The following is a 23,644-nucleotide window of genomic DNA, read 5'->3' as shown; positions in this document are numbered from 1 at the left end:
AAGTTTATGGTTAAGAAAACACCGTGGAGAGAGCATGATCCGCTGCCACCTAGCCCGATTAATGGGTGAGAGAAAAATGCGCATTAGCGACGTGATGCGAGAAACCGGCCTAAGCCGCACCACCGTCACGCTACTTTACAAAGAAACCGCGCTCAAGGTGGACTTAGAAGCGCTCGATAAGCTGTGTGATTTATTTAACTGCCCATTGAGCGACATATTGGAAAAAATGCCAAGCGATAGACAGGGCTAAAAATTATCAAGGAGTGACGATATGTCGTCAGAAGCAGATACCAGAGCAAACTACATCGACCCAGCGTTAAAAGCCGCGCATTGGCAACCGGGCAACATCATTCGGGAACATTACTTCACCGATGGCCGTAAGCTTGCTGGCGGTGTCCGTGGTCGTCGTTGTTTCGTCGATTATCTGCTCCACAAAGACAATCGTTACCTTGCAGTTGTTGAAGCGAAAAAAGAATCCGAACACCCAACCAAAGGCCTTCAACAAGCCATCGACTATGCCAAGAAGCTACTCGTTCGCTTTGTCTATTCAAGCAACGGCAAACAAACCTATGAGTTCGATTTAGAAACCGGTAAAGGCGACTACATCGAGTTTTACCCAACACCACAAGAGCTTGAAAACCGCTACGTGGGTGTTAATTCGGATCTAGGTCAGCAACTTCGCAATGTGCCCTTTCATTTAGAAGGCGCAATGCAGCCGCGTTATTATCAAGAATTAGCGGTCCATGCCGCCACAGATGCCATTGGCAAAGGTAAGCCACGCGTGCTTTTAACGCTTGCTACCGGCACAGGTAAAACGTTTATTGCCTTTCAAATCGTCCATAAACTGTTTCAGTCCCGTTGGAACAAAGAATCTCCGGGTACACGTAGGCCTAGAATTTTGTTTTTAGCCGATCGCAATATTTTGGCCGATCAAGCCATTAATACTTTCAATCCATACGAAAAAGATCTCATAAAAATAAACGGTGAGGAGGTGCGCAAGCGGGGTGGAGTCGTGCCAACTAATGCGCATATCTTTTTTGCTATCTACCAAGCCATTGCTGAGCGTGAAAATATTGAAGGCTACTACAAATCGTATCCAAGTGATTTCTTTGACCTTGTAATGATTGACGAGTGTCACCGTGGCAGTGCTAATGAGACAGGCTCTTGGCGAGCCATACTCGATCATTTTGGCAGTGCGGTGCATGTCGGCCTAACAGCTACACCAAAACGTGAAGCCAACGTGGATACCTATGATTACTTTGGAACACCAGCATTTGAATACTCATTAAAAGATGGCATCAACGATGGTTTCTTAACGCCATATCGAGTTAAGCGGGTACGTACTAACTTAGATGAACTGGTGCTAACCAAAGATGACCAAGTAATCGAAGGAGAGTCTGGGCAAGACGTTTATCAGGTAGAAGATTACGACAAAAAAATCGTCGTAGATGAACGTACCGAACTGGTCGCAAAAGCCATTTTGGACAATATCAATCCACTAGAAAAAACCATCGTCTTTTGCGAAAACCAAAATCATGCACTGACCATGCGTGACATGATCAACAAACACAAAAAGCTGAAAGATCCGCATTACTGTGTGCGTGTAACCAGTGATGAGGGCAAAGTCGGCCGTGAGCTACTGGAAAAATTCCAAGATAACGACAAAGACATCCCCACCATTATTACCTCCTCACAAATGTTAACTACGGGGGTAGATGCTCGTAATGTGCGTAACGTAGTGCTGGATAGAACCGTTGGTTCCATGGTGGAGTTTAAACAAATTGTCGGTCGCGGAACCCGTGTTTTTGATGGCAAAGACTATTTCACCATTGTCGATTTTCGCGGTGCAACCAATAAGTTTTACGACAAAGATTGGGATGGTGAACCCGAAGCACCAGAGCCAGGAGGTATTGGTGAGCCAACACCACCTTACACACCAGAACCACACGGAGGAACAGATGGCCCAGAGCCTGAACCGGGTGAGCCAAAACCTCGGTTGAAAGTAAAGTTAGGCAAACACCGTGAACTTAAAGTCATTGACGTTGAAACTCGATATATCGATGAAAACGGTAAACCTCTCACGGTGCAAGAATTTGTTGAGCGCTTGATCACCCAATTACCAGGGTTGTTTAGATCGGTTGAGGAATTGCGGCAGATATGGTCAGACCCAGACGAGCGCGAAACCTTGCTCGGTAAACTCGTACAAGCAGGCTTTGATAAAGAGCAACTCGCCACACTACGACGCATGTTTGAAGCAGAAGAGTGCGATATCTTCGATCTGCTGGCTTTTTTAGCCTTTGAACAGCCAATGGCAACCCGCAAAGCTCGTGCCGATCAAGTACGTACTAACAGCGCCTTCTTTAATCAGTACCAACAAGAAAAGGCACAGCAGTTTTTGCACTTTGTGCTTAACCGATATGAGCAAACCGGCAGTACGGAGTTATCACGCGAGCGCTTGCCAGCACTTATCGAGCTATCAGGGTTGGGTACAGTCAAAGACGCCTCAACAGCATTCGGTGGAAAGCCAGCCTATTTACTGGCGGCTTTTAAGCAATTACAACAACAGCTTTATCACGTGAATTGAAATGGAATTAACACTCGCACCTAACCCGTTGCACGACCAGCCACAAACTTTAAACATCAATAAGGTTGCTACTTTAATTGGTGAAAATGGCAGCGGTAAATCCAGTATCTTACATTCAATCTTTAGAAAGCAGATTGCAGAACCTAGCGACACGCTTCAGCTGATCTGTGCGACTTCAGGACAAAATGAAAACTTCTCTTCCTTTTTTGAACGAAGACTAACCTCTTTACGATCAAGGAAAGATATAAGTGACATTGATTTTTCTAGCCTTTTCTTTACTCAGAAAGATGTTCGATTCCTAACATTTCTCGCCTACACATTCAAGAAGAACGGCTTAGTTTTTAATTTTGTTAACAACCACAAGGCATTCAAGGATCAAGTTTCAGTTAAATTGAGACTGAAAATATCTGTTCCTGATACTTACATAAAGAATGTACAGCAAGACCAGATAGCTGAAGCTAAAGATTATGAACACCCGTCGATAAGAAAAAGACCTTTTAATCAGCGACTTGACGCCTTTCTTGAAAAGATAGAAATACTTCCTGACCTTGATGCTCTGCTAGAAACAGGTAAAGGCTTAAAGTCAACCGAAGTAGAAGTAACTAATGAACAATTTTTTGATGTTTTTGATGGTTCTAGAGTTGATGCCACAAAATTTCTAATCGAAGGCTCATACAACGAATATTTTTTTTCAGCTTCTGAAATTTTGCTTTACCTAGCTGATAATATTGAATTTTCATTGCTCAGTGATGGTGAGTATCAGTTTCTATTCGTAGCTTCACTAATTGATCTTTTTGATAGCACTTCTTCTCTCTTTATGTTTGATGAAGTTGACTCACACCTGCACCATAAAAACGTTGAGCTCCTGTGGGATATCCTAAGCAGAACTAAGGGTAAGGTCCTAACCACAACTCATTTAGTCGACTCAATCGCTGAGAATGACTTCGAATCATTGTTTTTGGTTGAAAATGGGCAGATAAAAAATGAACAGAAATCGCAAAAACTATTGGAAAGATTGAAAATTTTATCCAAAAGTAAAGTCGTCGAGTTAGAAATAGCCTCCAAATTGAACAACATTTGCTTGATTGATTACTACAATGATTGGAAGATTTTTGAGTTATTAGTAAAGCAGAAAGGGCTTGACTGGAGGCCTCTGTCCACAATAAATCCTATAGCCAAATCATCTGGTTACAATTCAGCGGGGGACAGCTTTGGTGCGTCCAAGATCAAGTGGCTGCATGAGTTGAGAGACATGAAGGAATATCTCAGGGTGTGCAAAGCTGAAGTGCACAAAAAAGATAAAGCTCTTCATCCACGCAAAATAACAAATGTGTTCATGGTATGCGATCGAGACGAACTGCCAGAAGCTAACATTCACGAACAAAGTGGTGTCAAGGTAGTTGGAGTTGATTACCCTGACAAATTTGACTTAGTTTTGCCTTGTCCAGAGAGAATAAACTGCTATTTACTGACTTGGAAACGCCGTGAAATCAAAAATTACTTGCTTTCACATACAGCACTGTCTCATCACAACGTACTTGCTGCAATCAACAACCCTGATATTGCGCAGCGAAATCATTTACAACCAAACAACCCAGGTGATAACGACGATATCCGGCGATTGAATGCCAAAAGTGTCATTGACCCTCTGATCAATACCGAGGGTATAGGGCTCGATACTGACAAGCTCCAAGCCTATATCGACTTGATGCCGCCAGACGAAATCAGCGAAGACATCACCAATATGTACAATTTCATTATCGGAAAACTATAAGCCATGTCATTACAACAAAAGATTGACCGAATTACCGACATACTGCGCCGCGACGATGGCATTAGTGGTGCTATGCACTATACCGAGCAAACCTCGTGGGTACTGTTCTTAAAGTTTTTGGATGATTATGAATCTGAAAAAGAAGATGAAGCAGTACTATCAGGCAAAGATTATCAACCGGTGTTGGATGAAGAACATCGCTGGTCAAATTGGGCCTGCCCGAAAAATGCTGAGGGCAAGCTAGATATCAACAAAGTTCGCACGGGCGATGACTTAACCGATTATGTGAATAATGAGCTATTCCCTTACTTAAAAAGCTTTGCCAATGCCGCCGTTACCGGTTCAGACCCTAAATCATTCGCCTATAAAATTGGTGCCATCTTCCAGTATTTAGACAACAAAGTCGCCTCTGGCCATACCTTGCGTGAAGTGCTGGATATTATCGATACGCTCAATTTCCAGTCCAGTGATGAAATGTTTGAGCTCTCGTTAGTCTATGAAGGCTTATTGCAAAACATGGGCGATGCCGGGGGCTATGCGGGTGAGTTTTACACCCCGCGTCCAGTGGTGCGTGCCATGATCAGGGCCATTGACCCACAAGCTGGGCAAACCATTTACGATGCCGCTGCTGGCTCGTGCGGCTTCTTAGTCGAAGCCTTTGACCACTTAAAAGTTAAAAAGAGTACGCTTTCTACTGAGCAATGGGACTTTATCCAGCGTGATACCTTCTTTGGCTTTGAAAAAACCTCGCTGGCTTACGTGATGGGCATGATGAACATGATTCTGCATGGCATCGAGTCACCCAACTTGTTCCGAGGTAATACGCTCACCCAAAATATCCGCGATATTCAGGAAAAAGACCGTTACGACATTATTCTGGCTAACCCGCCATTTGGTGGTAAAGAAAAGTCGCAAATTCAGCAAAACTTCCCTATCCAGAGTAATGCGACTGAATTGCTGTTTTTACAGCACTTTATGAAAACCCTAAAAAGTGGCGGCAAAGCGGCTATCGTAGTGCCAGAAGGTGTGCTGTTCCAAACCAACAGTGCGTTTAAACAGGTCAAACAAGAACTGCTGGAAAACTTTAACCTACACACCATTTTAAGCCTACCCGCTGGGGTATTTTTGCCCTATTCAGGTGTTAAAACCAACGTGCTATTTTTTGAGCGTAGCGGCGGCACCAGCGATGTGTGGTATTACGAATGTGAGCCCGAGCAAAAACTCACCAAAAACAAGCCCATCACCGATGAGCACCTAAAAGAGTTTGTTGAGCTGTATAACAGCCGCGAAACCACAGAGCGCTCCTGGGCGGTATCAGCCAGCAAACTAGCTGAAGACTATGACCTATCGGCCAAAAACCCAGCCAAACAGAAAGATGCCGAGCATTTAGCACCTAGCGATATTCTTAAGCAGATCCGCATCAAAGAAAAACTGGTGTCAGGCCTATTGGATGAAATTGAAGACCTGTTGGCGGAGAAATAAGCATGGAACAGGTTTTATATAAACTGCCGGACGGGTGGAAATATCAAAAGCTTAAAACACTAATAAAAATGCATTATGGCAAAGCTTTAAAGGCCACCGATCGTATTGAAGGTGAAGTACCAGTATATGGCTCTAATGGTGTCGTAGGAAGCCATAATGAACATTTGTGGGATCAACCCACAGTTGTTATTGGTCGAAAGGGCTCTGTTGGTGAAGCAAACCTTGCCTTTACTCCTTCTTGGACAATTGACACTGCATACTACGTAGAAATTATTGATCACAAAGTTTTGAATCTTATGTATTTCTATTACTTTGCTGATAGGTTTGATGTTTCGTCAATATCTCAAAAAGGGGTTAAACCTGGCATTAATCGCAATGATTATTTGAATTTGAGTTTCCCTTTGCCTCCAATCAATGAACAAGAACGCATAGTCGAAAAACTCGATACACTGCTCACCCGCATCGACACGGCTATCGAGAATTTACAGGAAAGCATCAGATTGGCTGATGCGCTGTTTAGCTCAGCACTTAATAGAGTCTTTAATCCTTCAGGAACTAAAGCCAATTTTGATAGTGGCTACAGCTTACCTGAAGGTTGGGATTGGCGAACAGTCAATGATTTAAGTACAAAAATTCAATATGGGCATACTGCTAAAGCGGCAGATAAAGGCAATGCACAATTTCTTCGTATCACAGATATCCAAGACAATAATATTGACTGGCTAGGAGTTCCTTTTGTTGATCTCAAGGAGAAAGAAATCGAAAAGTATGCTCTTAAAGATAATGACCTTGTTTTCGCTCGTTCTGGTGCAACAGCAGGAAAGTCCATCCTCATAAAGGAACCGCCCCAAAATGCAATATTTGCCTCATATCTAATAAGAATTGTTCCTGATACAGAAGCAATCCAGCCTGAGTATTTAGAGTTGTTTTTTAAATCTCCTGCTTACTGGGATATTGTGAAAGCAAATGCTGCCGGGGCAGCCCAGCCAAACATAAATGGTACCAAATTGGGTGAGTTTAAAGTTCCCGCACCTAGTATGGAAACACAAAAACGTATTGTTGATGAAATGTCGAGTCTTTCTGCTCGTGTAACTGAATTAAAGAAAGAACTTAGAGACAAGATTTATGTTATAGAGTCCGCAAAATCATCAATTCTCAATTCCGCTTTTAAAGGCGAGCTCTAAGGAGGGAGTATGAGTGGTGGTCAGACTAAAAATGCCGCGTTAACAACCGCCCTGGCCTTTCATTACCAAGTGCTGATTGGCTTGGAAAAGTGCTTTGCATTGGAAGAAGGTCAATCTATTTGGTTTGAAAAAGACGGTGATGTGAGCCTTATTTCCCCTAATACTTTAACTTCATCTCAAACGGAAGTGAAAGACTATTCGGCAGCACTTACTGACCACCATGAAAACCTCTGGAAAACGCTTAAGAACTGGCTAGCTACCGAGTTCGATCATACCCAATATGGTGTTTTGGTACTGCATACCACACAGGCTTTTGGTGCAACAACTAAGCTGAAGGATTGGAACACCCAAACTGCCGAGCAACGCTTAAAAGTATTGACAGATATTTATGCGGAACGAACTGAAGATCAGCTTGATTCTGAGAAGCCTTCAGACATTGTCAAATTACAAAAAACCGTGATGGCTTGTAGTGAAGCTCTGCTAAAAAGTGTACTTGGTAAAGTGACCTTGTTTACCGAGGCCGATAACGCACAGGATTTAGAACAGTGTATTTTGGCTAAACCTGTAGGCATTCCTAAGAATAATTTAAGTAGTTACCTCCAGGGGCTAGTTGGTTTTGTGTATGCACAGGCAACGCAGCATTCATGGAGTATTAGCCAGCAGGCTTTTAGGGCTAAGTGTGAAGAGTTAACAGCTCTTTTATGTAAGAGGGAATTTACTTTCCCGGTATTCTCAGGCTATGAAGCATCAGAGCTTGAGATGGAACTACATCAAGACAAACTTTTTGTTCAAAAAGTAGCTGAGATAGAGCATCACGCAATGATCCCCGATGCCATAGGTAATTGGCTAGAGTTGCAAAACTCATTTTTAGAACAGCTTGATGAATACCCCTTGTATAAAGATAAAACGGTAACTTATCAAAATCAATTGGTAAAAAAATACAAGCTTTCGTATTCAAGTGCTCAACTTGAGTCGGTTGATGCAATTAAAAGCTCAAAGCTACTTTACAACAAGACCATGCAAGAGCAGCCACTCAACATGGGTAATGATATTCCGCCAATTGAATATAAAAATGGCCTTATCCATGACGCAATGGACGATGACGAGCGTGATTTGAAATGGAAGGTTGAGCCATGAGTAGCATTGTCGACGCTCTATACGAATTAAAGTACAACCCATTTGAGTATGGGCCATACTTGGCGTCTTTTTATACGACCTTAGAGGAATCCGAAAACAATTTGTTGCTTGCCCAGTTGGTCATACCGCTTTGTAGCCATCCGATATACAGCCATAAGTTGTTAAACTCGAACAAGCGAAGCTCTATATGGTCTGTATTTGACGACAGAGCAAAACTCTATGACCTACAAGAGCGGATTGAAGGGTTTCAAACCCTAACAGAGCAGTGTATTCAATATTGTTTAGTCAACGATTGGTTATTCGTTAATGAGCAACAGCTATCCCTAACGAAATGTGATGAGGTTGCCTCAAACTTTATCACTCAAAAAAGTGCAGAAAAATTAGGTCGGTTATTTAGTGGTCACTCAGTGGTCGAGATTTATGCGTTTTTAGGAGTGAAACCGCGATGAAAACACTTATTCATGAAATAGGCGTGATTGACAAGCAAGGTCTTAAACACCCTGTTAATTTTAAAGCAGGACTCAATGTGGTTACCGGTAAATCATCAACCGGTAAAAGTGCCTTAATTGAAATTTTTGATTATTGCTTTGGCAGCGATGAGAAAACCATTCCAAAAGGTGTGATTACAAACAGTGCTGCAATTTACTATGTTGCGCTTGCTGTTAACGAACAGGATATGGTGATTGCCAGAGACCCCAATCTTGCAACAAAAGCATTTTTCCGTCGTGTTGATGCATTCGATTCGGAGGAGATTGATCGCGAATACTTTAATACTAGTTATTTTCGACCTTTAGGCGAGTTTAAGAAGCATTTAAGGGACTTTTTCCTAGATATTGATGATGTTGATGAATCTTTAGCCGCGAGAGCTAACAGGAGATTTAATCAAAAAGCACCTACACCATCGGTGCGTAGTTTTACATCTTTTATGCTTCAGCATCAAAACTTGGTTGCCAATAAGCATGCGTTGTTTTATCGATTCGACGAAAAGGAAAAGCGCGATCAGGCAATTGAACATACAAAGATATTTTTAGGACTTGTCGATCAAAAGTTCTTTCACCTATCACAAGAAAAAGAACGACTAAGTGCAGAGACTCGACGTTTAGAACGTCAAAAAGACACCAACAAACGTACGTCAGAAAACTACAAACAAAAAGTCGCCCCTGTATTAAGTCAGCTTTACGCTTTGATGGGCTTTAAAGATGAACCCTTATCATTGGACAAGGTACTTCGGCATCCTCAAGATGCCAAAGACCAACTTGATGGAATTATAGTCGCTGAGAAAATAAATCATAATTCCGATGCTATCACGCAACGCTATGAACAGCTGAAACTGGCGCGTAATCAAAAGACTGCCGAGTTACGAAAGTTGCAGCGTCAAGCTGCGTCGATTAATAAACATATCCGGGAAGAAGAGCGATTTGTTGATAATGTAAAGCAGTTTAGCTCGCCTAAGCATGTTCACATTTCCGCCTCTGTATGCCCGTTTTGCCATACAGAAAAAGACAACTTGCGACAAAGTGCAGAGAAGCTTCAGCAGGCCATTACGAAAGTATCGGGGAATCTTGCTCAAGCTCGTCCCATGAAAGCAAAGTTTCAATCATCTTTAATTGAAGTACAGCATGATACAGAGATTGTTAGTAAGTTGCTAACCGATCTCAATCAACAAATAGCTGAAATTGAGAAAGTAAATCAGCAGTTAGCCGAACAGAAGAGCTTATACGAAAGCATTATAATGCAAAAAGCCAAGCTGTTTGCACTTCTTGATACCTTAAATATGGCTGATGATGCTGAACTTGATAGAGAAATCAAAGAGTTAAGGAGGGAGCTCAAGAAGATTACGGATGCACTAAAAGAATACGATGTGCAAAAAGGTTTGGCAGCTGCATCGGTTAAGGTAAACGAATATATGGCCAGCATAGGTAGCCATTTTGAATTTGAGACAAGCTATAAACCAATTAACCTCCATTTCTCATTTGAGACATTCGACCTTTATCATTTAACGCCCGAAAACGAAAAAATTTACCTGCGTTCAATGGGTAGCGGTGCAAACTGGCTTTATTGTCATGTAACGTTATTTTTGGCTTTGCATAAGTATTTCGTTGAATTAGGTGAAAAGTGTGCCATACCTTCAGTGCTTTTTTTAGACCAACCAACACAGGTATATTTCCCTAATTTTAACCGTGATAACTCTGCAACCTTCGAGGAACAAAAGAAACAAGAAGCAGAACAGCGCAAGATCCACAGTGTGGATCAAAACATTGATGAGGATATAAAAGCCGTTGAAAACTTATTCAGCCAGCTATCGATTTATTGCAATGACCTCCAATTAAGCAATGGCTTTAGTCCGCAAATTATAGTGACTGACCATGCGGACAATCTGACTCTCTCTAATGGATTTGATTTTGAAGCACTTGTGAATGGTAATCGGTGGCGTACTCGCGGCCTTATTGTGCCGGCACCAGAGTTGCAAGGTGATAGTTAAAATTATGCTTCCAAGATATGATTTTTTAGACCTGTTGAATATTAAATTTTTCAGAGGCAAATGTGACCATTTATAACGTCTATTGCGACGAAAGTCGCCATACATCAGACCCGTCTCAACACTATATTGTTATCGGTGCACTGCAATGCCCTCGTGAAGAAAAACACCGTATTGTTGGGCGCTTACATGGCCTGATGACTAAATATGGTATTAAGACCGAATTTGGCTGGAAAAAGCTATCGCCTAACAAGGCTGATTTTTATCGAAGCCTTATACAATTGTTTTCTGAAGAAAACTCACTTTCATTTCGATGTATTGTGGTCGACCGCAGGCAACTCGATCACCAACAGTGGAACGATGGGGATAAAGAGCTTGGTTTTTACAAGCTGTACTATCAATTGCTAGTCCACTGGCTTCAACCTGGCGACAGCTATCATGTATATCTTGATTGGCAGCAGAATGCGTCAAGTACACGCTTTGAAGAGTTGCGCCAGATTCTAGTTCACAAACTATCTGGCCGCGCTAAGCTTGCTTGTTTAGAGCCAGTTGAATCACATAACCAACCACTGATACAACTCTCTGATTTATTGATGGGAGCGGTAGGATATAGCTGGAACGAAATGCAGAACCGACCTAATGCAAGTGCATTTAAAGCTGCGTTTGTCGATGAGCTTGCGAGATCGTTAGGTAAGGGTAGCCTGCGTTACACCACAACCAAAGGCGAGCGAAACTTTAATATCTTCAATTGGCAGGGACGATAGCTGTGGCAGAAAGTTTGTGGCCGCAACTGCGGTTGAAAGCCGATAGCGAAGACGAGCTGATTGAGAAATACCGAAAGGTATATCTGGAAAATTATGTTCATGATGAAAATGGCAATGCTAGAGTGTTTACCGATTGGTGTGGTGTAACCTACCAGTTTGGTGCGGGTGCTTTTGATCATGCCTTTACGGAGTCTACCAATTACCGAACCAGTGCAGGTATTCACGATGGCGGTTTCTCCAAAAAGCGTGCTAGACGAATAATGTGGATTAAAGAAGTGTTGGCTCTATCAGCCGGGACGGTGCAGCGTTACAGCCAATCTCGTCAAACCGATCGCGGTAAAATAGCAAAGCGTAGGACATTGGTCGTCGTTGAGGAAAAGTATGTAGTTGTATTTGATGACCCAAGGAAAGTCGGTGATCCACATTGGTTTGTTACAGCATTTCCAGCAGACCAAGCCTATCTTGAGCGGATAAAGAGAACGAGCTTTTTAGTGGAAACAAAACAAGGAAGGAGATAAGCCCCAGTCTTACGGCGACTGAGGCGCAGCCACGAACCAAAACACTAGGTAAAGGTTCAACCAGTTCCGAAGAACTTGGGTGAATTATGGTGCTCTTGATGAAAAATATCAAGCTATTTAGCCTTGTTGTTGAGTTTCGTTCTCGTTAACAAAGCATTTGCTCGTAATCCACACATCATTCTCTGGCCCACAAAGGTGGTGCAGCAGCGCTAGGTTGATTTGGTGGCTGACCACTTTGCTGTTTCGTTTTCGGTTGGCTTTTATCAAACCGCTCAGTAATAACCCCATGCACGATTTACCTATTTGCTCCGGCGAACTGGGCAGGCAAAAGGCGCGGTTTTGCTGTTTGGGGTGCAAGGTAGTGCGTTTTCCTGTTTTAGATAAAGGCGTAATGCACCAAAAGATACGGGCGTTGGCCGGTGCGTTTGCGTGCAATGTGTTGGTTTGAATCGTGCCGTTCATATATACCGGTAAAAAATGTGCCGGTAACACAACCAAGCCGCCTTGCGCGTGGCCTTCAACCTCAGGTAAAGGTAGCCAATACAGGTTTGGCCATTGCTCGGGGCTCTGCCATTTTTCTACGATCACTTGTGCGCCAATGCTATTCAGCCATTGGTGAATGGGGCAGCCAGGGTGCGCTTGTTTAACACGCGGTAACTGATAGGTCAGCCAGCGGGTTAAACGTTCGGCTGCATTCTCGCACTGGCTTAGTGCTGGGTAGAGGGTAAACGCGCCATGCCCAACCAATAAATCGACCACCTGCTGTATCCATTCTCTATCCCAATCGTTGCCACTTGCCCATAACACGTCACATATCACCTTTTGGTTCTTCATGCCGTCTATTTTCAGTGGTCGGATGCAGACTCGGTGGTGAATTAGATGAAAGAAATGGCCATCAAACTAACCAGTCAAATCAGTTTTTTCTGATGACCTGTGCGTGGCTAATTGTTTGATATACATAGTCCAATACGGCGCTGTTTGGCGTCATTCAACTAGTGCAAAAAAATCGAGACGCCAAACGATCGTTTGCATTCTGGGTTGGAAAAAACAAACGGTTTTTACTTTGGAGTCGAGGTTGGTTTAGGGCGAAAAAAGTGCCAAACCTTTCTTTAAGCCAGTAATGGCAAGGCCTGCCAGCGTTGGATTTCAATCGAGACGCCAAACAGTAAATGGTCTAACTTCCCTGTTTGGCGTTTCGATCCAAAAGCCAAACGGATAGTGGTTTTGGCGTATGGGGGTAAAGGCATGGGGAAGTGTTGAACGAAGAGCGGCTTGCTAATTTGACTTGGAATTTGATGAAGAGGCGTCTTCCAGCTTCAGTGAAGGTTGATTGTCACTGTTACCATCAAAGTACTCAAGGGCGTACCCCATAGCCTTGTAGCTTTTCTCGCGTTTTTTAAACATGCGTTGCAGCATAGGGAGGGCGCAGTCCACATAGTCGTGAATGGTGACTTGTGTTTTTCCTTCCGATTCACGATGAATACGACCGGCATATTGGGCCAATGTACCTTTCCATGCGATTGGCATGGCCAAAAACAACGTATCCAGTCTTGGTAGGTCAAACCCTTCACCCACATATTTTCCTGTTGCGACGACAACTTGAGCCGATTGCAGATGATTGTCAGCATTATTGCGTTCGGCAGCTTTCATGGCGCCTTTGAGTGCGACAGTGCTTATACCCATCTCGGTAAGTCGTGAGTGTATGTACTCTGCGTGCTCTCTGCGCTCTGTAAGGACTAGCGGGTGTCCGCCATTTTGAACACACTGAGAGGCGTCTGAGACGATTTTTGACGTGCGCTGTTGGTTATCGACGAGCCAGCGGTAGGCATCGCTTATTTTTGGGCGCTCATCTGTTTTTATTAGCGCAGCTGGCGGTATATCGTAGAGCTGATGAATCATCACGGTTTGAGTAAATTGCTCATCAGGGCTTTGTTTCATTTTGTAGCGAATTGGCCCTGCCGCCATAAAAATGATCTTTTGATGGCCATCTTGTCGCTCTGGCGTTGCTGTTAGGCCCAATACATATTTTGCTCTTACCTCGTTGAGTACCATTTCAAACCTTGGCGCAGACAGATGGTGGCATTCATCAACAATAATGTGGCCGTAGTCTTGAATGAGAGGCGTGATGGAGTTGTCTTTTTTATTAACCAAGCTTTGGTAGGTGGCAATGTCGATAATGCCACTCGGCTTTCTTTTACCCCCGCCTATACTGCCAATGTTTACGTCGGGTAGGAACGTGCGTAATCGCTCTTGCCACTGTTCAAGCAGTTGTCGGCTATGAACCAGTATGAGAGTATTTACTTTGCGTTTTACGATCATGCCAATGGCAGTAACCGTTTTTCCAAATGCAGTCGGCGCATGCAAAATACCGAAGTCGTGTTTAGCTATTGAGGCCACTGCGTCACGCTGGTTTTTTCGCAAAGTGAACTCAGGGGTAAGTTTTAATAATGGTTTGCCGGTTTCACGCTTATCGTCAAACAGTGGCGAAATATTGTGCTCTTGTAGCAAAGCAATCGCGTCATCGAGACAGCCTCGCGGTAGTGCGAGATAACCATTTTCAATACGAGCACAGGAAATAAACCTCGGAATGCCATGGGTTGAAAAGCGCAACGCTTGTGTTTTAAAAAACACAGGATTAGAAAAACTAGCTAATCGCTTGAGTCCTGCCAGTAGTGGCCCAGGTAACTTGCTCATCAAAAAGTAGATATGGTTAGCCAAGGTAATAGTCACGGTTTTCGGCAAAGACTCTAATTTTATTGGTGTGGCTTTGGCTGTGATTTCCCAAGGTGGGCGGTTATCTGTTAGCCCTTGTTCGGACAGTAATAGGGTATTGGGTGAAATGGTTGTTATGAGTTGATCAATACTCGACTGAGTGAGTGTTTTAAGCTCAGCTAGGTACTGCCATTGATCGTCAATCGCATTCAGGTCACTGTCAACAAAGCAACTACGGCCTGAAAGGCGAGCCTCCTTTTGAAGTGGTAACGCAATGAGATTACCAAAACCGCCCTCAGGAAGGACATCTTGGTTAGGAAAGAGCCTGTCATAGGAGTCAAACGATAGATTTGGAAATATTTCCATGGCTTTATCAAGTAAAGCGAAACCAAGTGCCCGAGCTTGGTTAGCTGGGATATTGGTGTCAAAAAAGATCCATAAGTGCGCCCCGTTGCCAGAACGCGAGATTTCTATCGCGTGGGGAATATCAAACGCTTGGCACGCTTTAGACATTGCTTTGACTTCTTCTTGCCAACAGCCTTTGTCAAAATCGGCTGCCAACAAATAGCACGAATTATCTTTAAGTAGTGGATACAGCCCCACCACTTGATGACCGGCAAGGTGCCTGTAAATAATGCGCTCGTTTAGTTCGCTAAACTTGCGGTGTGAACAGTCTTGGCATTTAATGCGGGGTTTGTTGCAAACCCCGTTTACCCATTCATTATCACAGGCTACGGAATAGCCACTGCGGCCCTGTTGATTTTGCCAACGATTGGCAAAGATATCCTCTCGTCCACGAAATCGTTGTCTGAATAGGGCGACCTTTTGTTCTGGCGTGAATGTCTGTACTGAACGCTCGTTTTGAGCGCTACGCAAAGCCTCTCTTAATGCGAGAAGCTGCTGCTTTTCGTTTTCAAGCTCAGCTAGCCTGTTATCAATAGCCGAAATGTTTGGGTAGCGAGCGTCATTCATGACAACATAATTTTTATGTGCAGCACTATGACGCGCGAACTTGCGGCGGTTTGATCAGCGACTCTGCTGGAATACCTAGCCCTTCATGAAGTTTCCAAATCATTTTTAGCGTGAGTGACCGCTTATGGTTTAGGATTTCATAAACACGATTGCTTTTACCTATCATGGGTTCAAGATCTTTAACCGTTAAGCCTTTGCGCTCCATCTCAAACTTTATTGCCTCAACAGGGTCTGGCAAATCCATTGGGAAATGCTTTGCTTCGTAGGCTTCAACTAACGTAACCAAAATGTCCAGCTTTTCGCCTTCGACGGTATCAGGCTCCGCCATCATTAGGTTTTCGATATCGTTTAATGCCGCGCGGTAGTCGGCATCTGTTTTAATAGGTCTGATGTCCATTATATACCTCTTGTTACTACCTTTTGGCTTCAAATCGTTTGCACATCAATTTTATCGTATTGCGCATGGCTGCCGATAAACCGTATGTAAACCACCTTGTAGGCATAATTGATCCAAACAACTAACCGGTATTTATTACCGGCAATGTTAAACACGACACGCCCATCTTTGAGGATGCTGGCATTTCTAAAGTCCTGTTTCACATCCGCCGGTGATCCCCAATCAGCGTTTAATGCATGCCTATACCACGCTAAAGTTGGCTCTTTCGCGTCAATGTATTCTGGGCTGTCTTCCCAAAATGTTTTTAAGGTTGATAGTGCGATAATTCTCATAAACAGATGTTAGTCCCATATTGGGACTTTTGCAAGTTTGTAGTTTGATTGACTGAAAGGAGTTGTTGGCACGGTCCCCAATTGCCCCATTCCTTGGGGCGGTTCAAATTCCTCTTATTCACCCTATAAAGCTTGGCATATCTGGTGTTGCCCCATTGTCCCAACTGCCCACGGTAAGTGAGCGCGCGCGTTACAATTTATCTATAATTGCATATCAAAAAGCACTTGGTGATACATAATAGCTAATCATTCTTGTGCTCGTGGGATTGCGGTGATATGTTTTTGTATATAATTATTCCTAATTGATTCATTAAGGCGTATCGAAATGAGCTATGTAACAGAGCAGATACTAGAAAGTCTTCGAGAAGCTCGGGTACGCAAGGGGTTTAGCCAAAGAGAGTTAAGCGCGCGTTCGGGGGTGCCGCAAAGTCATATTTCGAAAATCGAGTCTGGCGGCGTTGATTTAAGAATATCCAGTTTGATTGCACTTGCCCGTGTACTCGACCTAGAGCTATTGGTTGCGCCTAAAAAGTCAGTTCCTGCCATCAAGTCGATCATTCGAAGCAGCCAAGGTGCTTATCATAACGGGCCAAACAATAATGGTATCAACGATGAAGCTGAGCAGATGTCACCGGTATATCAGTTAGGGGAAGACGACGATGACTAATCATGTTTCTACGCTCAACGTGTTGCTCTATGGCGAACCCATAGCAACGATCACCAACGTGGGCAATGACAGAACGCTTTTTGCCTTTATGGATTCGTACATTCATGATGAATCACGGCCCGTGTTAGGGCTGGGTTTTAAAGATGCACTGGGTGGCTTACTGACTAATTTTAAACCGACCCAAACCAAGTTAACTCCGTTTTTCTCTAACCTTTTGCCAGAAGAAACCATGCGTCATTACCTGGCAGAGCGTGCCGGAGTGAATCCAGCGCGGGAGTTTTTTCTATTGTGGGTGTTAGGACAAGATTTAGCAGGTGCGATCACGGTTGAACCTGCTGATGGCGAAGCGCTGCCGCCTAATGTACAGCAAGACATTGACGATGAAACGAAAATAGATGTTCCAATGCGTTTTTCATTAGCGGGTGTACAGTTGAAGTTTTCAGCCGTACAACAGGCAAACGGTGGTTTGACTATTCCAGCAACCGGTCAAGGTGGTTCTTGGATTGTAAAATTGCCATCGTCTCGCTTTGACGCTGTGCCAGAAAATGAATATTCGATGATGGAACTGGCTCGTATGTTGGGGATGGATGTGCCAGAAACGCAGCTACTCCCCATTAACCAGATTGCTAATATCCCAGATGGTATTGGTAAATTTGGCGATGCTTTTAAAAATGCTCAGGCGTTTGTGATCAAGCGCTTTGATCGTGCAGGTGATCAAGCCGTGCATATTGAAGATTTTGCGCAAGTGTTTGGCGTCTATCCTCAAGATAAATACAAAAAAGCGAGTATGCGTAATATTGCTCAGGTTATTGGCATCGAAGGTCAAGACAAGGACATTGCAGAATTTACCCGTCGATTGGTGTTCAATACCCTAATTGGCAATGCGGATATGCATTTGAAGAATTGGTCTGTGATTTACAAAGATAAGCGCGCAGCATCGATTGCGCCTGCCTATGACTTTGTCTCGACTATTCCTTATATCCCCGATGATAGTGCGTCGCTGAAGGTGAGCCGTAGCAAGAAATTCAGTGATTTCACGCTGGATGAGCTGTCACACTTGGCGGCTAAAGCCATGCTGCCAGAAAAATTGGTGTTAGATACTGCCAAGCAAACCGTGGCAGGCTTTCATGAAATCTGGGAGAAAGAAAAGACGCATTTACCGCTTACCAAGTCGATGATTGAAGCAATCGAAAAACATTTGCGAAGCATACCGCTACGCTAAAATGAGAACCGACGCGTACAGAAATGCAGAGGCGTCGGCCATATTGGCTTGAAGATTATGTTTAGTGACTTATTTTGTCAATCAAAGCCCTGATTGCCCCATTCCTTGGGGCAGTTTAATTTCCTCTTATTCACCCTCTAAAGCTTGTGGTATCAAGTGTTGCCCCACTGTCCCAACTGCCCACGGTAAGTGAGCAAATGGGGGCTTGCTAGTTTCGCCTGATGGGCCTTTTCGGCATGCGGCTGCGTTTGCCATCGAAGAAGGCCAATACTCTGAACCAATAGAGTGATTCTTCATACCCCAAGCTGTGCGTTGGGCGTGCAGGCGGGATGAGCTCCAGTTTGCGTCCTAAACTGACAATCACGTAGAACGTGAGTTTTAGCGTCAGCCAAGGGGCGAGTACCACGAATGTCGTCAGGCAATATCGAGTCAGTGCGTAGCCTATGCCATGAGACTGTTCGAGTAGGGCAATGCCAATACACCAGCCAAGGCCTGCCAGCACGGCTATTGGAAAGGTAATGGGGGCGAGTCGTATCATAAGTTGCATGTTAACGCCCTCCTGTTTGGTGTTGTGAAGCGGGATCAAAGTTCACCAGTGGTTCGATCACATCAGCCACGGTTTGATGGGCAATACGGCGCTCTTCAAAGTAATCGTGGCGGTCGTAGATGCCCTCAACGCCTTTTAACTTATGGTTAAGGCAGCGTTCGGCTACGTTGCCTGCAATGCCCAAAGAGGCGGCAAGGCTGCGAAAGGTGCGGCGCAAATCGTGTACGGTGAAGTGTTCAAGCTTGCCCATTTTATTGGGAGGCTGTTTTTTGCGCCCAGGCTCGCGACCAAAGAGTTTAGAAATGGCACGGTTTAGCGTATCTGGCCCCATATGTGGACGATGGCTTGCTCGTCTGGCAGGGAAAACATAAGGCGAGCCACAAGCGCGGATTTGCAACTCGTTAAACCAAGCAATGGCTTGGCGCGGTAAGGGAATGCTGATCGGCACGCCGGTTTTGCTGCGTTCTTTGGGCAGATCCCACACGCCTGTGGTTAAATCCATTTCACGCCACATGGCTTCGCACAATTCGCTTTTGCGCACGCCCAACACCAAAAACAGACAGCAAGCGAGGTAGTTGTCGCGGCCAAAGCTATTGATATGGGTATGAAACACGCTAAAGGCGTAGTGAATTTCCTCTTTGCTGAGCATCCTGTCTTTACTGGACTCCACGCCACCGGCATCGTCCACGGTAAATGCTGCGGCGGGGTTGTTCAGCGTTAAGTCGAGCTTTATCGCATGTCGAAACAGCTGCTTCATGTACATCAAGGTATCGTTGGCAATGGTAGGGCGGTTACTTTCTCGAATGCGCTCTAATACTTCGCGTACGTCACGTGCAGTCACCTCAGCAATACATTTAATGCCAATGACTGGGCTTATGTCTTTGGTGTAAACCCGATACGGAATCTTGGGATGCTTAAGTCGTCGACTAAGATCGGTTCGATACCAGTCATGGAACAGTTGATCCACGGTTTCAATGTCAGGTAACTCGATTTTCTGTTTTTCCAGAAGAGGATCTATGCCGTCACGTACTTCCTTTCGAAAGTATGCAGCGGCAATTCTGGCGTCTGCCAACGACATTAAAGGAAATTGCCCCAAGGTTGCTTCTCGTCTTCCTTTGGCTGTGGTGTAGCGGATCATCCAGTAAGGCGAGCCCTGTTTGCGGACGCAAAAGTATAGCCCTTCACCGTCTGAGTATTTTTTTGGTTCGGCTTTGCTGTATGCAATAACCTGTTTTGCTGTGAGTTTTCCCATGTTTACTCCATAGTTGCTGAAATAATGGAGGGGGCAATAATGGCTGCCCACCACCGATTTGCTTATTGAATCAGCAGCTAACCTGTTGTGGTGGCGAGTTAAATGCGAAAATTGAGTAACTTACTGCCCACCAATTTGCTCACCGCAAAATGCTTATTGAGCAAAAATGAGGGGACTGCCCACCATTCTGCCCACCACTAAACAGGTAGTTGGTAACGGACATCTGCAAACTGATTTGGACGGGGGAAATAAAAAAGCCCTGTATTTACAAGCAAATAACAGGGCTTCTAAGACATTCTTGGACGGGTAACTTTCTACCCAGGAACCTATTCGATGTTTTGAATCTGCTCGCGCATCTGCTCAATCAATACCTTAAGTTCGACGGCAGATTGCGTGATATCGGTGCTGATAGACTTAGAGCCTAAGGTGTTGGATTCGCGGTTAAATTCCTGCATCATGAAATCTAGACGACGGCCCACTGCCCCACCCTTTTTAAGGATGTTACGGGTTTCTTTAACGTGAGCGTTTAGGCGATCTAATTCTTCTGCTACATCAACTTTTTGAGCAAGCATAATCATTTCTTGTTCGAATCGGCCTGCATCAAGTTCTATCTTTGCTTCTTCAAAGCGGGCCTGTACTTTTTCTCGCTGCCACACCATAATTTCAGGCATTCGCGCCGCCACTTTTTCTGCTTCAACTTCAATCGCGTCGAGGCGTTGCGCTATCATGCCTTTAAGGGCTTCACCTTCTGTAGCGCGGGCACTGATAAAGTCGTTCAACGCTTGGTCGAATGCCTCCATAACGTCACCATGAATGGCATCCATATCCGCCTCTTCTGCTGCAATTACACCAGGCCAGCGCAAAACATCTAGCGGGTTTACGCCAGTGGATTGACCATGAGATTGCACCCAATCGGCCGCGTGAAGCACTTGCTTAGCTAGCTCTTCATTTAGGCTAAGTTTAGTCACCGCAGCGTCGTTAGCAGTAAAACGCAGCGCGCACTCTACTTTGCCACGGGCCAACTTTTTGCGAAAACGCTCGCGTAAAACCGGCTCTAGTGAGCGAAATTGCTCCGGTAAGCGAAAATAGGTCTCTAAAAAGCGTTGATTAACCGAGCGTATTTCCCATACAGCTGAACCCCAGTCTTTTTTTGTTTCAACGCGAGCGAACGCCGTCATGCTGTAAATCATAAATGTCCTTAAACTTTTGCTAAAAGCCTGCGAAAACAACCCGAACGTCGTGTTGTATACGTCAAAATCTAGGGCAGGTTTTTTTGTAGGTTGTATATTACCCCACATTTACGAATTTCAATATGCAAACATGCAAAGTTCGTTTTTAACGCTTGCGGGTAATGCGTTATACTTACGCCCAATTTCGTAGCTCTGTTTCATTTACAGATTCTGACTCGTTTTTTTGACACTAAGAAATCTGAAATTGGCTACCTTTTTTAGCATTTACGTTGTGGAGAACACTATGCGTCCAAGCGGCAGAACCGCCAGTCAAATTCGCCCTGTTACTATTACTCGCCAATACACGTGTCACGCAGAAGGCTCTGTACTTGTAGAGTTTGGTAACACTAAAGTGCTGTGTAATGCGACGGTAGAAGAAGGTGTACCACGCTTTATGAAAGGCCAAGGGAAAGGCTGGATCACAGCTGAGTACAGCATGCTTCCACGTGCTACTCATACGCGAAGCGGTCGTGAAGCAGCGCGCGGTAAACAAGGCGGCCGTACGTTAGAAATCCAGCGTTTAATTGCACGTTCACTTCGTGCGGCTGTAGATTTGAAACTTCTGGGTGAAAACACTATTACGTTAGACTGCGATGTAATTCAGGCTGACGGCGGTACACGCACGGCGTCAATTACCGGTGCATGTGTTGCCCTTGTTGACGCGCTTACCTATATGCGTGCAAAAGGCATTATCAAAACTAATCCGCTTAAACACATGATTGCTGCCCTTTCAGTGGGTATTTATGAAGGTACGCCAATTGCTGATCTTGAATACACTGAAGACTCTGAGGCAGAGACAGACATGAACATCGTGATGACTGAAACCGGTAAACTGATTGAAGTTCAAGGTACTGCAGAAGGCGAACCCTTCTCGTTTGAAGAGCTTGATGAAATGTTGAAAATTGGCAAGCACGGCTTACGTGAACTGTTCGATATTCAAAAAGCAGCACTAGCGTGAACCAATAATCGAAGCCTTGTCAGAGCACCATAGCGTAAATCAGTATTTAAGAGGTCATCATGAAAGCGTTTCAGCGTGATTTTATCGAGTTTGCCATTGAACGTGGCGTATTAAAATTTGGCGAATTTACCCTAAAGTCAGGTCGTGTAAGCCCGTACTTTTTCAATGCAGGCTTATTTAATCGAGGTGGCGATTTGGCCAAGCTAGGGCGCTTTTATGCTGACGCACTAATTGATGCCGGTGTTGATTTCGACGTACTTTTTGGCCCAGCCTATAAGGGTATACCTATTGCTACCACTACCGCTGTCGCACTGGCCGATAGCCACAACCTTGATGTGCCTTATTGCTTCAATCGTAAAGAGGCGAAGACTCATGGTGAAGGCGGCAACTTGGTCGGCAGCCCGCTTGAAGGTAAGGTTATGCTGGTGGATGACGTAATCACCGCAGGTACGGCCATTCGCGAATCTATGACGTTAATTGAACAGCAGCAAGCCAGTTTGTCAGGTGTGCTGATTGCTTTAGACCGACAGGAGCGCGGTAATGGCGAACTGTCAGCTATTCAAGAAGTAGAACGCGATTTTGGCACTCAGGTGATTTCTATTGTTTCGCTAGCCGATGTGGTGGCTTACCTGAAGGAAAAAGGCGGTTTTGATAGTGAAATTAGCGCTATTAATACCTATCGTGAGAACTATGGCATCTGATTTCGAAAGCGCGTTTAATACAGCTAGTCAGCATTTAGACGCTTTGGGACTTCGCTGTCCAGAGCCGGTTATGATGGTGCGCTTAAACATTCGCAAGTTAGCCGATGGGGAAACCTTATCGGTTACTGCTGACGATCCCTCTACGGCCAGAGATATTCCCAGCTTTTGCCGCTTTATGGATCATACGCTCGTTGCCTCGCAAACTGAAACTATGCCTTATCAATATATCATCAAGAAAGGGCGCGACTAAGCGCCTTTTTACGCGAAAACCAAAGCCTCTGACGGGTTTACTCCCCACGTTTTACTCTATCTTTCGATACTTTGCTTCTAGTGCACAATAAAGGCCAAACATGATAAAGCCTACTCCTACACCAGCAATAAGATAGGGACCAAAAGGTTGCTGCATCAAAGTTTCGAGTGCTTTTTGTAGGCCACCGGCTTCTGATGGGTTACTTAGTAAGGCGGCCAGGATAAAAAAGCCTCCTACCAGTGAATAAACAACGCCTCTAGCGGTGTAGCCAAGTCTGCCAGTTACCGTTACGCTTTTCGTTATACGCTGACTCAACGAGGACAACGAGAACTTCTCGAGAAAATCGGTTGTGTAAGCGTGTTTAAACTGCACGATCGCGAATATTAGAATACATGCACCAATAGCTGCCACGATCGCTAAGCCCCATTTGCGTATTTCGGTGAATCCGATCGGTCGTTTCGGTTTTATCCGATCACTTTTTCA

23 protein-coding genes are annotated in these 23,644 nt (G+C 44.5%); 15 read left to right on the top strand and 8 right to left on the bottom strand.

Features of this window, described 5'->3' with window-relative positions; genetic code table 11:
- Positions 1-34 precede the first annotated feature (34 nt).
- The 10 genes from JC525_RS13310 to JC525_RS13265 all read left to right on the top strand — a co-directional run bounded on the left by JC525_RS13310 (position 35) and on the right by JC525_RS13265 (position 11,922).
- Positions 35-250, top strand: a complete 216-nt coding sequence (locus JC525_RS13310; RefSeq protein WP_005458449.1) for a helix-turn-helix domain-containing protein — start codon at positions 35-37, stop codon at positions 248-250.
- 21 nt (positions 251-271) lie between these two features.
- A complete protein-coding gene (gene hsdR / locus JC525_RS13305) occupies positions 272-2,584 on the top strand; it encodes an EcoAI/FtnUII family type I restriction enzme subunit R (protein ID WP_198816258.1) in 2,313 nt (770 codons plus the stop codon).
- Position 2,585: 1 nt separating this feature from the next.
- Complete coding sequence (locus JC525_RS13300) at positions 2,586-4,358, top strand: AAA family ATPase (RefSeq protein WP_198816257.1); 1,773 nt, start codon at positions 2,586-2,588, stop codon at positions 4,356-4,358.
- A 3-nt stretch (positions 4,359-4,361) separates the two neighbouring features.
- Positions 4,362-5,840 carry a type I restriction-modification system subunit M gene (locus JC525_RS13295; RefSeq protein ID WP_198816256.1) on the top strand — a complete coding sequence of 493 codons (1,479 nt, stop codon included), beginning with the start codon at positions 4,362-4,364 and terminating at the stop codon, positions 5,838-5,840.
- A gap of 2 nt (positions 5,841-5,842) precedes the next feature.
- A complete protein-coding gene (locus tag JC525_RS13290; protein WP_198816255.1) occupies positions 5,843-7,024 on the top strand; it encodes a restriction endonuclease subunit S in 1,182 nt (393 codons plus the stop codon).
- 9 nt (positions 7,025-7,033) lie between these two features.
- The gene (locus JC525_RS13285; protein ID WP_198816254.1) at positions 7,034-8,161 is read left to right on the top strand and encodes a hypothetical protein; all 1,128 of its coding nucleotides are present in this window, start codon (positions 7,034-7,036) and stop codon (positions 8,159-8,161) included.
- Complete coding sequence (locus JC525_RS13280) at positions 8,158-8,610, top strand: three component ABC system middle component (protein ID WP_198816253.1); 453 nt, start codon at positions 8,158-8,160, stop codon at positions 8,608-8,610. The genes JC525_RS13285 and JC525_RS13280 overlap by 4 nt, the downstream gene beginning before the upstream one ends.
- On the top strand, positions 8,607-10,643 hold the full coding sequence (locus tag JC525_RS13275; RefSeq protein WP_198816252.1) for a DUF3732 domain-containing protein: 2,037 nt from the start codon (positions 8,607-8,609) through the stop codon (positions 10,641-10,643). The genes JC525_RS13280 and JC525_RS13275 overlap by 4 nt, the downstream gene beginning before the upstream one ends.
- Positions 10,644-10,705: 62 nt before the next feature.
- Positions 10,706-11,404: a DUF3800 domain-containing protein gene (locus tag JC525_RS13270; RefSeq protein ID WP_198816251.1), complete on the top strand. Its 699-nt coding sequence runs from the start codon at positions 10,706-10,708 to the stop codon at positions 11,402-11,404.
- Positions 11,405-11,406: 2 nt separating this feature from the next.
- Positions 11,407-11,922, top strand: a complete 516-nt coding sequence (locus JC525_RS13265) for a hypothetical protein (RefSeq protein ID WP_198816250.1) — start codon at positions 11,407-11,409, stop codon at positions 11,920-11,922.
- Between the two features lie 117 nt (positions 11,923-12,039).
- Here JC525_RS13265 and JC525_RS13260 read toward each other — a convergent pair whose 3' ends face one another.
- The 4 genes from JC525_RS13260 to JC525_RS13245 all read right to left on the bottom strand — a co-directional run bounded on the left by JC525_RS13260 (position 12,040) and on the right by JC525_RS13245 (position 16,335).
- On the bottom strand, positions 12,040-12,756 hold the full coding sequence (locus JC525_RS13260) for a hypothetical protein (RefSeq protein ID WP_233095197.1): 717 nt from the start codon (positions 12,754-12,756) through the stop codon (positions 12,040-12,042).
- Positions 12,757-13,197: 441 nt separating this feature from the next.
- Positions 13,198-15,606 carry a TOTE conflict system archaeo-eukaryotic primase domain-containing protein gene (locus JC525_RS13255; protein WP_198816249.1) on the bottom strand — a complete coding sequence of 803 codons (2,409 nt, stop codon included), beginning with the start codon at positions 15,604-15,606 and terminating at the stop codon, positions 13,198-13,200.
- A 25-nt stretch (positions 15,607-15,631) separates the two neighbouring features.
- Positions 15,632-16,003, bottom strand: coding sequence for a helix-turn-helix domain-containing protein (locus JC525_RS13250; protein WP_000354815.1), 372 nt, complete (start codon positions 16,001-16,003; stop codon positions 15,632-15,634).
- A 29-nt stretch (positions 16,004-16,032) separates the two neighbouring features.
- On the bottom strand, positions 16,033-16,335 hold the full coding sequence (locus JC525_RS13245) for a type II toxin-antitoxin system HigB family toxin (RefSeq protein WP_001926661.1): 303 nt from the start codon (positions 16,333-16,335) through the stop codon (positions 16,033-16,035).
- Between the two features lie 325 nt (positions 16,336-16,660).
- On the opposite strand from JC525_RS13245, the gene JC525_RS13240 reads away from it, so the two are divergent.
- Together JC525_RS13240 and JC525_RS13235 are read left to right on the top strand one after the other, a co-directional pair.
- Complete coding sequence (locus tag JC525_RS13240) at positions 16,661-17,002, top strand: helix-turn-helix domain-containing protein (protein WP_198816248.1); 342 nt, start codon at positions 16,661-16,663, stop codon at positions 17,000-17,002.
- A complete protein-coding gene (locus tag JC525_RS13235; protein ID WP_198816247.1) occupies positions 16,995-18,224 on the top strand; it encodes a type II toxin-antitoxin system HipA family toxin in 1,230 nt (409 codons plus the stop codon). Before JC525_RS13240 ends, JC525_RS13235 begins: the two co-directional genes overlap by 8 nt.
- A gap of 208 nt (positions 18,225-18,432) precedes the next feature.
- Here JC525_RS13235 and JC525_RS13230 read toward each other — a convergent pair whose 3' ends face one another.
- From JC525_RS13230 to JC525_RS13220, 3 genes are all read right to left on the bottom strand, one after another.
- The gene (locus JC525_RS13230) at positions 18,433-18,771 is read right to left on the bottom strand and encodes a hypothetical protein (RefSeq protein ID WP_198816246.1); all 339 of its coding nucleotides are present in this window, start codon (positions 18,769-18,771) and stop codon (positions 18,433-18,435) included.
- Position 18,772: 1 nt separating this feature from the next.
- Complete coding sequence (locus JC525_RS13225) at positions 18,773-20,023, bottom strand: tyrosine-type recombinase/integrase (RefSeq protein WP_198816245.1); 1,251 nt, start codon at positions 20,021-20,023, stop codon at positions 18,773-18,775.
- A 326-nt stretch (positions 20,024-20,349) separates the two neighbouring features.
- Complete coding sequence (locus JC525_RS13220; protein ID WP_198816244.1) at positions 20,350-21,213, bottom strand: YicC/YloC family endoribonuclease; 864 nt, start codon at positions 21,211-21,213, stop codon at positions 20,350-20,352.
- Between the two features lie 283 nt (positions 21,214-21,496).
- Between JC525_RS13220 and rph the strand changes: the two genes are divergently transcribed.
- The 3 genes from rph to tusA are packed head-to-tail and all read left to right on the top strand — an operon-like array spanning position 21,497 to position 23,161.
- Entirely contained in the window at positions 21,497-22,210 is a 714-nt protein-coding gene (rph, locus tag JC525_RS13215) for a ribonuclease PH (protein ID WP_014951432.1), read from the top strand.
- 59 nt (positions 22,211-22,269) lie between these two features.
- Positions 22,270-22,911 (top strand): orotate phosphoribosyltransferase, encoded by a 642-nt coding sequence (gene pyrE, locus JC525_RS13210; RefSeq protein ID WP_198816243.1) that lies wholly within the window; start codon positions 22,270-22,272, stop codon positions 22,909-22,911.
- Positions 22,901-23,161, top strand: a complete 261-nt coding sequence (gene tusA / locus JC525_RS13205; protein ID WP_198816242.1) for a sulfurtransferase TusA — start codon at positions 22,901-22,903, stop codon at positions 23,159-23,161. Before pyrE ends, tusA begins: the two co-directional genes overlap by 11 nt.
- Positions 23,162-23,212: 51 nt before the next feature.
- Here the strand turns inward: tusA and JC525_RS13200 are convergent, their stop codons facing one another.
- On the bottom strand, positions 23,213-23,572 hold the full coding sequence (locus tag JC525_RS13200; protein WP_332874110.1) for a DUF1206 domain-containing protein: 360 nt from the start codon (positions 23,570-23,572) through the stop codon (positions 23,213-23,215).
- Positions 23,573-23,644 lie beyond the last annotated feature (72 nt).

This window comes from Alteromonas sp. IB21 (assembly GCF_016405965.1).
Classification (GTDB): Bacteria; Pseudomonadota; Gammaproteobacteria; order Enterobacterales; family Alteromonadaceae; genus Alteromonas.
The sequence above is the reverse complement of the archived record's forward strand: the minus strand, read 5'-3'. Positions and strand labels throughout refer to the sequence as shown.

What these genes read in the sequence shown, in the direction of transcription:
- JC525_RS13240 (WP_198816248.1), top strand. Translation starts at nt 16,661, where the DNA reads ATGAGCTATGTAACAGAGCAGATACTAGAAAGTCTTCGAGAAGCTCGG.
- rph (WP_014951432.1), top strand. Translation starts at nt 21,497, where the DNA reads ATGCGTCCAAGCGGCAGAACCGCCAGTCAAATTCGCCCTGTTACTATT.
- JC525_RS13255 (WP_198816249.1), bottom strand. Translation starts at nt 15,606, where the DNA reads ATGAATGACGCTCGCTACCCAAACATTTCGGCTATTGATAACAGGCTA.
- hsdR (WP_198816258.1), top strand. Translation starts at nt 272, where the DNA reads ATGTCGTCAGAAGCAGATACCAGAGCAAACTACATCGACCCAGCGTTA.
- JC525_RS13300 (WP_198816257.1), top strand. Translation starts at nt 2,586, where the DNA reads ATGGAATTAACACTCGCACCTAACCCGTTGCACGACCAGCCACAAACT.
- JC525_RS13285 (WP_198816254.1), top strand. Translation starts at nt 7,034, where the DNA reads ATGAGTGGTGGTCAGACTAAAAATGCCGCGTTAACAACCGCCCTGGCC.
- JC525_RS13250 (WP_000354815.1), bottom strand. Translation starts at nt 16,003, where the DNA reads ATGGACATCAGACCTATTAAAACAGATGCCGACTACCGCGCGGCATTA.
- JC525_RS13310 (WP_005458449.1), top strand. Translation starts at nt 35, where the DNA reads ATGATCCGCTGCCACCTAGCCCGATTAATGGGTGAGAGAAAAATGCGC.
- JC525_RS13230 (WP_198816246.1), bottom strand. Translation starts at nt 18,771, where the DNA reads ATGCAACTTATGATACGACTCGCCCCCATTACCTTTCCAATAGCCGTG.
- JC525_RS13220 (WP_198816244.1), bottom strand. Translation starts at nt 21,213, where the DNA reads ATGATTTACAGCATGACGGCGTTCGCTCGCGTTGAAACAAAAAAAGAC.
- JC525_RS13245 (WP_001926661.1), bottom strand. Translation starts at nt 16,335, where the DNA reads ATGAGAATTATCGCACTATCAACCTTAAAAACATTTTGGGAAGACAGC.
- JC525_RS13290 (WP_198816255.1), top strand. Translation starts at nt 5,843, where the DNA reads ATGGAACAGGTTTTATATAAACTGCCGGACGGGTGGAAATATCAAAAG.
- JC525_RS13275 (WP_198816252.1), top strand. Translation starts at nt 8,607, where the DNA reads ATGAAAACACTTATTCATGAAATAGGCGTGATTGACAAGCAAGGTCTT.
- JC525_RS13280 (WP_198816253.1), top strand. Translation starts at nt 8,158, where the DNA reads ATGAGTAGCATTGTCGACGCTCTATACGAATTAAAGTACAACCCATTT.
- tusA (WP_198816242.1), top strand. Translation starts at nt 22,901, where the DNA reads ATGGCATCTGATTTCGAAAGCGCGTTTAATACAGCTAGTCAGCATTTA.
- pyrE (WP_198816243.1), top strand. Translation starts at nt 22,270, where the DNA reads ATGAAAGCGTTTCAGCGTGATTTTATCGAGTTTGCCATTGAACGTGGC.
- JC525_RS13260 (WP_233095197.1), bottom strand. Translation starts at nt 12,756, where the DNA reads ATGAAGAACCAAAAGGTGATATGTGACGTGTTATGGGCAAGTGGCAAC.
- JC525_RS13235 (WP_198816247.1), top strand. Translation starts at nt 16,995, where the DNA reads ATGACTAATCATGTTTCTACGCTCAACGTGTTGCTCTATGGCGAACCC.
- JC525_RS13225 (WP_198816245.1), bottom strand. Translation starts at nt 20,023, where the DNA reads ATGGGAAAACTCACAGCAAAACAGGTTATTGCATACAGCAAAGCCGAA.
- JC525_RS13295 (WP_198816256.1), top strand. Translation starts at nt 4,362, where the DNA reads ATGTCATTACAACAAAAGATTGACCGAATTACCGACATACTGCGCCGC.